9 protein-coding genes are annotated in these 12,463 nt (G+C 68.8%); 6 read left to right on the top strand and 3 right to left on the bottom strand.

Annotated features, from left to right (window positions below):
* Nucleotides 1-119 precede the first annotated feature (119 nt).
* Nucleotides 120-1,301 carry an acyl-CoA dehydrogenase family protein gene (locus tag FFS10_RS10920; RefSeq protein ID WP_137894389.1) on the top strand — a complete coding sequence of 394 codons (1,182 nt, stop codon included), beginning with the start codon at nucleotides 120-122 and terminating at the stop codon, nucleotides 1,299-1,301.
* Between the two features lie 10 nt (nucleotides 1,302-1,311).
* Complete coding sequence (locus FFS10_RS10915; protein WP_137894387.1) at nucleotides 1,312-2,427, top strand: acyl-CoA dehydrogenase family protein; 1,116 nt, start codon at nucleotides 1,312-1,314, stop codon at nucleotides 2,425-2,427.
* Between the two features lie 27 nt (nucleotides 2,428-2,454).
* Here FFS10_RS10915 and FFS10_RS10910 read toward each other — a convergent pair whose 3' ends face one another.
* Together FFS10_RS10910 and FFS10_RS10905 are read right to left on the bottom strand one after the other, a co-directional pair.
* Nucleotides 2,455-4,488 carry a spermidine synthase gene (locus FFS10_RS10910; protein WP_137894385.1) on the bottom strand — a complete coding sequence of 678 codons (2,034 nt, stop codon included), beginning with the start codon at nucleotides 4,486-4,488 and terminating at the stop codon, nucleotides 2,455-2,457.
* Between the two features lie 53 nt (nucleotides 4,489-4,541).
* Complete coding sequence (locus FFS10_RS10905; protein ID WP_137894383.1) at nucleotides 4,542-5,099, bottom strand: HNH endonuclease; 558 nt, start codon at nucleotides 5,097-5,099, stop codon at nucleotides 4,542-4,544.
* A 179-nt stretch (nucleotides 5,100-5,278) separates the two neighbouring features.
* On the opposite strand from FFS10_RS10905, the gene FFS10_RS10900 reads away from it, so the two are divergent.
* The 4 genes from FFS10_RS10900 (at nucleotide 5,279) to FFS10_RS10885 (ending at nucleotide 11,466) form a co-directional block, all read left to right on the top strand.
* Nucleotides 5,279-6,316: a bifunctional riboflavin kinase/FAD synthetase gene (locus tag FFS10_RS10900; protein WP_137894381.1), complete on the top strand. Its 1,038-nt coding sequence runs from the start codon at nucleotides 5,279-5,281 to the stop codon at nucleotides 6,314-6,316.
* Nucleotides 6,317-6,438: 122 nt separating this feature from the next.
* Complete coding sequence (ileS, locus tag FFS10_RS10895; RefSeq protein ID WP_137894379.1) at nucleotides 6,439-9,261, top strand: isoleucine--tRNA ligase; 2,823 nt, start codon at nucleotides 6,439-6,441, stop codon at nucleotides 9,259-9,261.
* The gene (gene lspA, locus FFS10_RS10890; protein ID WP_137894377.1) at nucleotides 9,262-9,768 is read left to right on the top strand and encodes a signal peptidase II; all 507 of its coding nucleotides are present in this window, start codon (nucleotides 9,262-9,264) and stop codon (nucleotides 9,766-9,768) included.
* 39 nt (nucleotides 9,769-9,807) lie between these two features.
* On the top strand, nucleotides 9,808-11,466 hold the full coding sequence (locus tag FFS10_RS10885; protein WP_137894375.1) for a Na/Pi cotransporter family protein: 1,659 nt from the start codon (nucleotides 9,808-9,810) through the stop codon (nucleotides 11,464-11,466).
* Between the two features lie 6 nt (nucleotides 11,467-11,472).
* On the opposite strand, the gene FFS10_RS10880 is transcribed toward FFS10_RS10885, so the two are convergent.
* Nucleotides 11,473-12,453, bottom strand: a complete 981-nt coding sequence (locus tag FFS10_RS10880) for a quinone oxidoreductase family protein (RefSeq protein WP_137894373.1) — start codon at nucleotides 12,451-12,453, stop codon at nucleotides 11,473-11,475.
* Nucleotides 12,454-12,463 lie beyond the last annotated feature (10 nt).

The following is a 12,463-nucleotide window of genomic DNA, read 5'->3' as shown; positions in this document are numbered from 1 at the left end:
CACACCCTCACGAATGTGCACGCATGACTCGGGGCCGCCGTAGCTGGCTAAGCCTTCAACGTATGACTCTTTCATTCACAACACTTTGCCGGTTTTGACCGGCGCACGGAGACATCCCCATGGATTTGGCATTCACCCCCGAGGAACAGCAGTTCCGTGAAGAGGTCCGCGCCTGGGTCAGCGAGCACCTGCCGGCCGACATCGCGCACAAGGTGCACCATGCCCTGCGCCTGTCGCGCGAGGACATGCAGCGCTGGGCCCGCATCCTCGGCCGCAAGGGCTGGCTGGGCTACGGCTGGCCCCAGGCCTTCGGCGGCCCGGGCTGGAACGCGGTTCAAAAGCATTTGTTCGAAGAGGAATGCGCGCGCGCCGGCGCACCGCGCATCGTGCCCTTCGGCCCGGTCATGGTGGCGCCGGTCATCATGGCCTTCGGCAACGCCGAGCAACAAAAGCGCTTCCTGCCCGGCATCGCCAGCGGCGACGTCTGGTGGAGCCAGGGCTACAGCGAGCCGGGCTCGGGCTCGGACCTGGCCTCGGTCAAGACCCGCGCGGAACGCCGCGGCGACAAGTACATCGTCAACGGCCAGAAGACCTGGACCACGCTGGGCCAGTACGGCGAATGGATCTTCTGCCTGGTGCGCACCAGCAGCGAGGGCAAGCCCCAGACCGGCATCTCCTTCCTGCTGATCGACATGAAGTCGCCCGGTGTCACGGTGCGGCCGATCAAGCTGCTGGACGGCGAATGCGAGGTCAACGAGGTCTGGCTCGACAACGTCGAGGTGCCGGCCGAGAACCTGATCGGCCAGGAGAACCAGGGCTGGACCTACGCCAAGCACCTGCTGAGCCACGAGCGCACCAACATCGCCGACGTGAACCGCGCCAAGCGCGAGCTCGAGCGGCTCAAGCGCATCGCGCGGGCCGAGGGCGTGTGGGACGACCCGCGCTTTCGCGACGAGATCGCCCGCCTCGAGGTCGACGTGGTCGCGCTGGAAATGCTGGTGCTGCGCGTGCTGTCCGCCGAGAAATCGGGCAAGAACTCGCTGGAGATCGCCGGCCTGCTCAAGATCCGCGGCAGCGAGATCCAGCAGCGCTACACCGAGCTCATGATGCTGGCGGCCGGCCCGTTCAGCCTGCCCTTCGTCTTCGAGGCCATGGAGGCCGGCTGGCAGGGCGACTTCCCCGGCGGCGAGCTGGCCAACGCGCCCCTGGCCTCGAACTACTTCAACTACCGCAAGACCACGATCTACGGCGGCTCCAACGAGGTTCAAAGAAACATCGTTGCACAGACCGTGCTCGGCTGAGGAGACGAAAATGGATTTTGATTTCACCGAGGACCAGCAGCAGCTGCGCGAGGCCGTGCACCGCTGGGTGGACAAGGGTTACGACTTCGAGCGGCGCCGCAAGGCCGTGGCGGCCGGCGGCTTCGACCGCGCGGCCTACGCCGAGCTGGCCGAGCTGGGCCTGACCGGCCTCAGCATCGCCGAGGCCCACGGCGGCCTGGGCCTGGGTCCGGTCGAGGCCATGGTGGTGATGGAGGAGCTGGGGCGCGGCATGGTGCTCGAGCCGCTGGCGCAGACGCTGATCGCCGGCAACACGCTGGGTAGCTGGGCGCCCGGGGCCCTGCAGGCGGCCTGGCTGCCACGCATCGCCATGGGGGAGGCCCTGGTCGTGCTCGCGCACCAGGAGCGCAAGGCGCGCTACCGGCTCGATGTCTGCGAGGCCATCGCGACGCAGGGCGCCCAGGGCTGGACCGTCAGCGGCACCAAGAGCCTGGTGCCTGCGGGCGACCAGGCCGAGGCCCTGCTGGTGCCGGCCCTCGCCAACGGCGCACTGGCCCTGTTCCTGGTCGAGCGCGCGGCCGCAGGCGTCAGCGCGGCCGGCTACGGCACGCAGGACGGCAGCCGTGCCGCCGAAATCGTTTTCCGGGACGCACCGGCCAGCCTGGTCACGAGCGAAGGCCTGCCGGCCCTCGAGCAGGCGGTGGACATCGGCATTGCCGCGCTCTGCGCCGAGGCCGTGGGCGTGATGGACCGGACCCTGGCCGTCACCGCCGACTACCTGAACCAGCGTCGCCAATTCGGCGTGCCGATCGCCAGCTTCCAGGCGCTGCGGCACCGCGTGGCCGACATGAAGATGCAGCTCGAACTCGCGCGCTCGATGAGCTACTACGCCAGCCTCAAGCTGCAGGCACCCGCCGACGAGCGGCGCCGCGCCCTGTCCCGCGCCAAGGTGCAGCTCGGCCAGTCCATGCGCTTCGTCGGCCAGCAGGCGGTGCAGCTGCACGGCGGCATAGGCGTGACCGACGAGTACATCGTGAGCCACTATTTCAAGAAGCTGACCCAGCTCGAGATGACGTTCGGCGACACGCTGCACCACCTCGGCGAGGTCTCGGCGCGCATGCAGGACACGGCCGGCGTGTTTGCCTGAGCAGGCCGGCGCGCGCCGCGCGCCAGCCTATTTCAGGATGCCGAGCAGGTTGGAGAAGCTGTCGGTCCAGGGACGGAAACCGGGGCGCGGCACCAGCGCCTCGCCGCCGGCCAGCCCCTCGGGCAAGGCGCGTGCACGCTCGGGCGAGACGAACAGCACCCAGTCCGAGCTGCGGCAATAGGCGTCCTGCTCGTCAGGCTCCAGCGCGTAAAGCATCGCCACCCGGCCGAAATGTTGGGCCGCCGCGGCCATGACCGGCCCCAGGTCCAGGTAATGGTTGGTGATGTGGACCGCCAGCAGCCCTTCGGGCTTCAGGTGGCCCAGGTAGGTCTGCATGGCCTCCAGGGTCAGCAGATGGGTCGGGATCGAGTCGCCCGAGAAGGCGTCCATGGCCAGCAGGTCGAAGCGCTGCGCCGGCTCGCGCTCCAGCATCAGCCGCCCGTCGCCCAGCACCGGCACGATGCTGGCGCGGCTGTCGGCCAGGTAGCTGAATTCGCTGCGCGCGAGGTCGAGCACCTGCTCGTTGATCTCGTAGATGCGCATCTCGTCACCCGTGCGGCCATAGACCGACAAGGTGCCCGTCCCCAGCCCCACCACACCCAGCTTGAGCGGCGCGGCTTGCCCGGCCTGCTGCAGGCTGCGGATCGCGCGGCCTATGCCCGACTTCTCGCAGTAGTAAGCCGTGGGCTGGCGGCGGTGGGCGGCGCCCAGGAACTGCTCGCCATGGTTGATGCGGCCATGCACCAGCACACGCTGCGGCCCGAGCTGGGCGTTCATGGCGTCCTGCACGCGCAGCTGGCTGTAGAAATTGCGCACCACCCGGCGATAGCCCTCTACATAGTCGAGCGACACCACGGCCAGCCGCGCGCCGTAGGCCAGCAGGGCCAGCATCAGCAGGGCGCGCCAGGCCGGGCGCAGCTCGCGCCACAGCACCGCCACGACCAGCGCCGCGCACAGGAACAGCCCGAGCGGCAACTCGAAATAGGCCGTGAAGACCGCCGGTGCCACCAGGCCCACCAGCGCGCCGCCGAGTGCGCCGCCGACCGAGAGCATCAGGTAGAACAGCGTGAGATGCCGCAGCGGCGGCTTGCGGCGCACCAGCTCGCCGTGGCAGACCATGCAGAAGACGAACAGCGACACGCTGAGCAGGATGATCAGCAGCAGGACGTCGGTGCCGCTGTCGAGCACGCTGTCCAGCGCCAGAAAAGCCACTGGCAGCGCCACCAGGAACAGCGGCCGCCGGTAGTAGCGCGGCGCGTCGAAGCACAGGATGAAGCTCAGCAGGTAGATGGCCAGCGGCAGCACCCACAGGAACGGCACCGGCGCCACGTCCTGCGTCAGGTGGCGCGTCATGGCCAGCAGCAGGATGGAAGGCGTGGCCGCCAGGCCTATCCACAGCCCGCGCTCCCGCCACCCTGGGTGCGGGGCCTCGGCCACCAGGGCCGGCGCCTCGGCCATCAGGGGCGGCATGCGGCGCCAGGCCAGCGCGGCCGTGGCCAGGCAGGCCGCGACGAAAACCGCATAGCCGGCCGACCAGAGCCAGGCCTGGGAGCCCACGGGCAGGAAAGGCTCGACCAGTACCGGATAGGACAGCAGGGCCAGCATCGAGGCCAGGTTGGACAGCGCGTAGAGGCGGTAGGGCTGAGCGGTGATCGAGGCTGCGGCGAACGAGCGCGCGTACCAGGCCTGCATCAGCGGCCCGGTGGTCGACAACAGCAGGTAGGGCGCGCCCACCGCCGTCGCCAGCACGGCCAGCACGCTCCAGCCCGGCTGGGCCAGCGCCAGGCCCTTCCAGGCCGGGTCGGCCGCCACCGGCAGCGTGACCAGGCTCAACAGCAGCAGGCCGCCGTGCACCAGGGGTTGCCGCCGCGCCGGCAGGCGCTCGTGCAGCCAGTGCACATAGGCGTAGCCCAGCAGCAGTTCGGCCTGGAAGAACACGATGCAGGTGCTCCAGACCGAGGACGACCCGCCGAACCAGGGCAGGATCATCTTGGCCACGATGGGCTGGATTTGGAACAGCAGGAAGGCCGAGAGGAAGACCGTGGTGGCGAACAGGGGCATGCGGGTGGTTCGGCGGGCGCGATGCGGCAGGGGCCCGGACCTGTGCCTCGCCCTCAGGCGTGCAGGCGCGAGCTCTTGGGCAGATGGGCCATCAGGAACTCCATCTGGTCGGCCAGGATGCGGCGGTTGCGCAGGATGAAGTCTTCCCAGAGGCTGGGCACGTAGGGCGCGTAGAGCAGCGGCATGCGGGCCTGCTCGGGCGTGCGGCTGCTCTTGCGGTGGTTGCAGGCGCGGCAGGCCGTGACCACGTTCATCCAGGTGTCCACGCCGTTCTGGGCGAACGGGATGATGTGCTCGCGCGTCAGCTCCATCTCGTGGAAATCGCCGCCGCAGTAGGCGCAGACATTGCGGTCGCGCGCGAACAGCTTGCTGTTCGTGAGGCCGGGACGCAGGTCAAAGGGATTGATGTTCGGCACGCCGCGCGTGCCGATGATGCTGTTGACCGTGATGATGGACTGCTGGCCCGTGAGCGCGTTGTGGCCGCCGTGGAACACGGCAATCTGTCGCCCGGCCTCCCAGCGCACTTCCTCGGACGCGTAGTGGATCACCGCCTGTTCCAGCGAGATCCACGACTGCGGCAGCCCCTGGGCCGACAGCTTCAAGACCTTCACAAACGCCCCCTTCCAACAGTTCTAGAACCACGGATGCGACAACGCGAATGCCCCAGGCCGGCGCAAGGGTCAACCTGCACAGCCTGCTGCGTCACAATATACCCTGTTTTCATGACATGTTCATGCGCCCCCGGCCACGCGAGATGGCCTGAGGGTGCTATCAAAAAGATACTGATGCGATGAAGGTTTTTCGCGGCTTTCACCACCCCGGCATCGCGCCGGCCTGCGCACTCACGATCGGCAACTTCGACGGCGTGCACCGCGGCCACCAGGCCATGCTGGCGCTGCTGCACAACGAGGCGACCCACCGGGGGGTGCAGAGCTGCGTGCTGAGCTTCGAGCCGCACCCGCGCGACTACTTCGCCGGCGCGCTGAAGAAGCCCGAGCTGGCGCCGGCGCGCATCGCCACGCTGCGCGACAAGCTGACCGAGCTCGAGCGCTGCGGCGTCGACCAGGTGGTGGTGCTGCCTTTCGATGCCCGGCTGGCCGCGCAGTCGCCCCAGGCCTTCATCGACCAGGTGCTGGTGCAGGGCCTGGGCGCGCGCTACGTGCTGGTCGGCGACGATTTCCGCTTCGGCGCCAAGCGCGCCGGCGACTACGCCATGCTCGACGAGGCCGGGCAGCGCCTGGGCTTCGACGTGGCGCGCATGATGAGCTACGAGGTGCATGGGCTGCGCGTGTCGAGCTCGGCCGTGCGCGAGGCGCTGGGCGCAGGCCGCATGCAAGACGTGGCCGCGCTGCTCGGCCGGCCCTACAGCATCAGCGGCCATGTGGTGCACGGCGCCAAGCTGGGGCGCGACCTGGGCGCCACCGGGCCCGGCCACGGCAACGGTTTTCGCACGCTGAACCTGCGCTTTTCGCACTGGAAGCCGGCCGCCAGCGGCATCTTCGCGGTGCTGGTGCACGGACTGGACGGCGCGCCCCTGGCCGGCGTGGCCAACCTGGGCATCAGGCCCTCGCTGGACCCGGACGACGTGAACGGCGGCCGCGTGCTGCTGGAGACCCATTGCCTGGACTGGCCCGAGCGCCTGGGCACCGAGGGGGCCTACGGTAAAATCATCCGCGTGGAACTGCTGCACAAACTGCACGACGAGCTCAAGTACGACAGCCTGGACGCCCTGACCGCGGGCATCGCCAGGGACTGCGTCGACGCGCGTGCCTTTTTTGCCTCGATGCACGCGGAAACCCACCGTCAGACCACGCGCGACCGAATTTAACGCCCGCACCTTGCGTGCTGCGCGCCCCTACGAACAGGCTCGGGGGCGAACGGCCTGAATTTTCCGCACCGACCGCCATCCCGCTCGGGCCTAGCCTGTCCAAGCCTTTTCGACCAAGCACCATGTCCGACGCCAAGACCGACTACCGCGCCACGCTGAACCTGCCCGACACCCCCTTCCCCATGCGCGGCGACCTGCCCAAGCGCGAGCCGGGCTGGGTCAAGGAATGGGAGGACAAGGGTGTCTACAAGAAGCTGCGCGACGCGCGCTGCGGCGCACCGAAGTTCGTGCTGCACGACGGCCCGCCCTACGCCAACGGCCAGATCCACATCGGCCACGCGGTCAACAAGGTCCTCAAGGACATGATCGTAAAGGCGCGCCAGCTCAAGGGCCTGGACGCGATCTACGTGCCCGGCTGGGACTGCCACGGCCTGCCGATCGAGAACGCGATCGAGAAGCAGCATGGGCGCAACCTGCCGCGCGACGAGGTGCAGGCCAGGAGCCGCGCCTTCGCCACCGAGCAGATCGCCGGCCAGATGGCCGACTTCAAGCGCCTGGGCGTGCTGGGCGAGTGGGACAACCCCTACAAGACCATGAACTTCGCCAACGAGGCGAACGAAATCCGCGCCTTGAAGCGCATCATGGAGCGCGGCTTCGTCTACCGTGGCCTCAAGCCGGTCTACTGGTGCTTCGACTGCGGCTCCTCGCTGGCCGAGTTCGAGATCGAGTACCAGGACAAGAAGAGCAGCACGCTGGACGTGGGCTTCGAGTGCGCCGACCCCGACAAGCTGGCCGCCGCCTTCGGCGTCGCGCCGCTGGACCAGCCGGCCTACGCCGTGATCTGGACCACCACAGCCTGGACCCTGCCGGCCAACCAGGCGCTCAACCTCAACCCGCACCTGGACTACGCCCTGGTGCGCACGCCGCGCGGCTACCTGGTGCTGGCGGCCTCGCTGGTCGAGAAATGCCTGGAACGCTACGCGCTCGAGGGCGAGGTGGTGGCGACCACCAAGGGCGCGAGCCTGGGCCTGCTGCACTTCAAGCACCCGCTGTACGACGTGCACGAGGGCTACCGGCGCTTCTCGCCGATCTACCTGGCCGACTACGCCACCGACGTGGACGGCACCGGCATCGTGCACTCCGCGCCGGCCTACGGCCTGGACGACTTCCACAGCTGCGTCACCCACGGCCTGAAGTACGACGAGATCCTGAACCCGGTGCAGGGCAACGGCGCCTATGCGGGCGACTTCCCGCTGTTCGGCGGGCTCCACATCTGGAAGGCCGTGCCGCAGATCATCGAGACGCTGCGCGCCAACGGCCGGATGTTCGCCACCCACGACATCGTCCACAGCTACCCGCACTGCTGGCGCCACAAGACGCCGGTGATCTACCGCGCCGCCGCCCAGTGGTTCGTGCGCATGGACGAGGGCGAAGGCGTGTTCGCCCAGGACAAGGCCGCCAGGACCCTGCGCCAGCTGGCCCTGGCCGCGATCGAGGAGACCGACTTCTACCCCGAGAACGGCAAGGCGCGACTGCGCGACATGATCGCCGGCCGGCCCGACTGGTGCATCAGCCGCCAGCGCAACTGGGGCGTGCCCCTGCCCTTCTTCATCCACAAGGACAGTGGCGAGCTGCACCCGCGCACCATGGCCATCATCGACCAGGCCGCCGCCATGGTCGAGCAGGGCGGCATCGAGGCCTGGAGCAAGGTCACGGCCGAGGAGATCCTGGGCGCCGAGGAGGCCGCGCACTACAGCAAGGTCAACGACATCCTGGACGTCTGGTTCGACTCCGGCACCACGCATTTCCACGTGCTCAAGCACAGCCACGCCGCGCAGTCCACCTGGCCGGCCGACCTCTACCTCGAAGGCCACGACCAGCACCGCGGCTGGTTCCACAGCTCGCTGCTGACCGCCTGCGCCATGTACGACCACGCGCCCTACCGTGGCCTGCTCACGCACGGCTTCACCGTGGACGGCCAGGGCCGCAAGATGAGCAAGAGCGTGGGCAACGTGGTCGCGCCGCAGCAGATCAGCGAGAAGATGGGCGCCGAAATCATCCGCCTGTGGTGCGCCGCCACCGACTACTCGGGCGACCTGGGCATAGACGACAAGATCCTCGCGCGCGTGGTCGACGCCTACCGCCGCATCCGCAACACGCTGCGCTTCCTGCTCGCCAACACCAGCGACTTCGACCCGGCGCAGGACGCCGTGCCGGCCGAGCAGCTGCTGGAGATCGACCGCTATGCGCTGGCGCGCGCGGCCGAGCTGCAGGCCGAGATCCTGGCCCACTACGAGGTCTACGAGTTCCACCCCGTGGTCGCCAAGCTGCAGGTCTACTGCTCGGAAGACCTGGGCGCCTTCTACCTCGACGTGCTCAAGGACCGGCTCTACACCACGGCGCCGAAGTCGCTGGCGCGGCGCAGCGCCCAGACCGCGCTGCACCAGATCACCCACGCCATGCTGCGCTGGATGGCGCCCTTCCTCAGCTTCACGGCCGAGGAGGCCTGGAAGCTGTTCGGCGCCTCCGAGTCGATCTTCCTCGAGACCTACTCGGACCTGGGCCGCCCTGACGCCGCGCTGCTGGCCAAGTGGGGCCGCATCCGCGAGATCCGCGACGCGGTCAACAAGGACATCGAGGCCCTGCGCGCCGAGGGCCGGGTGGGCTCGTCACTGCAGGCCAAGGTGGCGCTGACCGCCGGCCCCGAGGACCATGCCCTGCTGGCCAGCCTGGGCGAGGACCTGAAGTTCGTGTTCATCACCTCGGTGCTCGATCTGCTCCAAGGCGGCGAACTGGCCACCATGGTCACGGCCAGCGAGGCCGCCAAGTGCGAGCGCTGCTGGCATTACCGCGACGACGTGGGCCAAGACCCGGCCCACACTACGATCTGCGGCCGCTGCACCAGCAACCTCTACGGCGCCGGCGAAGACCGGAAGCACGCCTAAATGGCCAAGGCCAAGTCCGCCCCTGCGAGCAGCGCCGGCGGCATGCTGCCCTGGCTGGCGCTGGCGCTGCTGCTGCTGGTCGCCGACCAGTTGACCAAGACCCTGGTGCTGGGCTACTACCAGCTCGGCGACAGCACCGTGGTCACGCCCTTCTTCAACCTGGTGCGCGTGCACAATTTCGGCGCCGCCTTCTCCTTCCTGGCCTCGGCCGGCGGCTGGCAGCGCTGGTTCTTCACCGCCCTGGGCCTGGCGGCGGCGCTGTTCATCGTCTGGATGCTGCGCGCGCACGCCGGGCAGAAGCTGTTCAGCTTCGCCCTGGCCTGCATCCTGGGCGGCGCCCTGGGCAACGTGATCGACCGCCTGATGCACGGCTACGTGGTCGACTTCCTGGACTTCCACTGGGCCGGCTGGCATTTCCCGGCCTTCAACCTGGCCGACAGCGCGATCACCGTGGGCGCGGTCTGCCTGGTGCTCGACGAACTGCTGCGTGTACGCCACAGCCAGTGAGCAAGATGCCCTTCAGGCGTATATTGAACGCCTGAGGTCATGAAACACCTGCTGAACCTGCTGTCGGCGATCGCGTTGCTGGTCTGGGGCATACACCTCGTGCGCACCGGCGTCCTGCGGCTGTTCGGCGCCAACCTGCGCCGGTTGCTGGCGCACAGCGTCGGCACCCGGCTCAAGGCCGCGCTCTCGGGCATAGGCGTCACGGCCCTGGTGCAGTCCAGCACCGCCACGGCGCTAATCGTCTCCTCCTTCGTCGGCCAGGGCCTGGTCAGCCTGGCGGCGGCGCTGCCGGTCATGCTGGGCGCCGACATCGGCAGCAGCCTGATGGCCGTGCTGTTCTCCTTCGACCTGTCCTGGCTGTCGCCGCTGCTGATCTTCCTCGGCGTGGCGCTGTTCATCCCCAGCCAGGGCTCGACCGCCGGCCGGGTCGGGCGCGTGCTGATCGGCCTGGGCCTGGTGCTGCTGGCGCTGGACCTGGTCCGCGAGGCCACATTGGTGCTGACCCAGTCGGCCCCCGTGAAGGCGCTGCTGGCCACGCTGACCAGCGACCTGCTGCTGGAGATCGCGACCGGCGTCCTGCTGGCCGTACTGTCCTACTCCAGCCTGGCCGTCGTGCTGCTGACGGCAAGCCTGGCGGCCTCGGGCGGCATTCCGGTCGAGGTGGCGCTGGGCCTGGTGCTCGGCGCCAACCTAGGCAGCGGCCTGCTGGGGGTGTTGACCACGCTGCGCTCGCCCGTCGCGGCGCGGCAGGTGCCGGCCGGCAACCTGGCGTTCAAGGTCCTGGGCGTGCTCCTCATGGCCCCGTTGATCGGCCTGTGGCTGCGCCATGTGCGGCCCTACGTTGGCGAGCCCGCGACCCTGGTCGTGCTGTTCCACCTGGCCTTCAACCTGAGCGTGTGCCTGGTGTGCATAGGCCTGACGCCGACCATCGCGCGCTGGGTCGAGGCCTGGCTGCCGCGCGAGGCGCCGCCGGCGCCGGGCACGCGGCCGGACCACCTGGACCCATCGGCACTGGCCACGCCCTCGCTGGCCATCTCCTGCGCCGCGCGCGAGGCCCTGCACCAGGCCGACGTGGTCGAGTCCATGCTGCTGGGCCTGCTCACGCTGATCAAGACCGATGACCTCAAGCTGGCCGCGGACCTGCGCCGCGTGGACGACGACGTGGACGCGCTGTACTCGGCGATCAAGTACTACCTGACCAAGATCTCGCGCGAGGCGCTGGGCGAGGAGGAAAGCCGCCGCTGGACCGACATCATCAGCTTCACCATCAACATGGAGCAGATCGGCGACGCCATCGAGCGCGTGATCATCGACCTGGAGGACAAGAAGATCAAGCCGGGACGCCATTTCTCCGAGGCCGGCATGGCCGAGATCTGCGACCTGCACGGACGGCTGATCGCCAACCTGCGCCTGGGCATGAGCGTGTTCCTGAACGGCAATGTGCGCGACGCGCAGAAGCTGCTGGAGGAAAAAGTGCGCTTTCGCGAGCTCGAGCGCGCCTATGCGGTCAGCCACCTGGGGCGGCTGTCCGAGCACACCGTGCCCAGCATAGAGACGAGCTCGCTGCACATCGACCTGATCAGCGAGCTCAAGCGCATCAATTCGCACATCTGCTCGATCGCCTACCCCATCCTGGACTCGGCCGGCGCACTGGCGCCCAGCCGCCTGCGCCTGCCCGAAGCGGCGCCCGGGCGCTGAGCCGGCTTACAGCGTCAGGATCGTGCTGCCCGTGGTCTGGCGTGCCTCGAGCGCGCGGTGCGCCTCCTGCACCTGGGCCAGCGGGAAGCGCTGGGCTATGTGGATGTTCACCTGGCCGCTGCGCACCACGCCGAACAGCTCGTCGGCCATGGCCTGGGTGCTTTCGCGCGTCGCGATGTGGGTGAACAGGGTCTGGCGCGTCACGTAGAGCGAGCCCTTGGCCAGCATGGCCGGGGCGAACGGCGGCACCGGGCCCGAGGCGCTGCCGAAGCTGGCCATCAGGCCGAAGGGCCTCAGGCACTCGAGCGACTTGTCCCAGGTGTCCTTGCCCACCGAGTCGTAGACCACCTTGACGCCCTGGCCGCGCGTGATCTCCTTGACGCGCGCGGCGAAGTCCTCGCTGCGGTAGTTGATGGCATGCGTGGCGCCGTTGTCCAGCGCCAAGCGGCACTTGGCGTCGGTGCCCGCCGTGGCGATCAGCTCGAGGCCCAGGGCCCTGGCCCACTGGCAGGCGATCAGGCCCACGCCGCCGGCAGCGGCGTGGAACAGCACATGGTCGCCCGGCTGCAGGCCTTCGACCGGGCGCACCTTGCGCAGCAGATACTGGGCCGTCAGGCCCTTGAGCATCATGGCGGCGCCGGTCTCGAAGTCAATCTCGTCCGGCAGCCGGCACACGCATTTGGCGGGCATCACGCGCGCCTCGCAATAGGCGCCCGGCGGCTGGCTGGCGTAGGCGGCGCGGTCGCCCACCTTGAGGTGGGTGACGCCTTCGCCCACGGCCTCGACGATGCCCGCAGCCTCCATGCCCAGGGTCAGCGGCATGGGGAAGGGGTAGAGGCCGGTGCGCTGGTAGATGTCGATGAAGTTCAGGCCGATCGCATGGTGGCGGATGCGGATCTCGCCCGGGCCGGGCTCGCCCACCTTGAGGTCCACGAGCTTGAGTTGTTCCGGTCCACCAGGCTGGTCGATCTGGACGGCGAGGGTCATGGCAGGGCTC

The sequence above is a fragment of the Ramlibacter sp. 2FC genome (assembly GCF_005503345.1).
Lineage (GTDB): Bacteria > Pseudomonadota > Gammaproteobacteria > Burkholderiales > Burkholderiaceae_C > SCMQ01.
The sequence above is the reverse complement of the archived record's forward strand: the minus strand, read 5'-3'. Positions and strand labels throughout refer to the sequence as shown.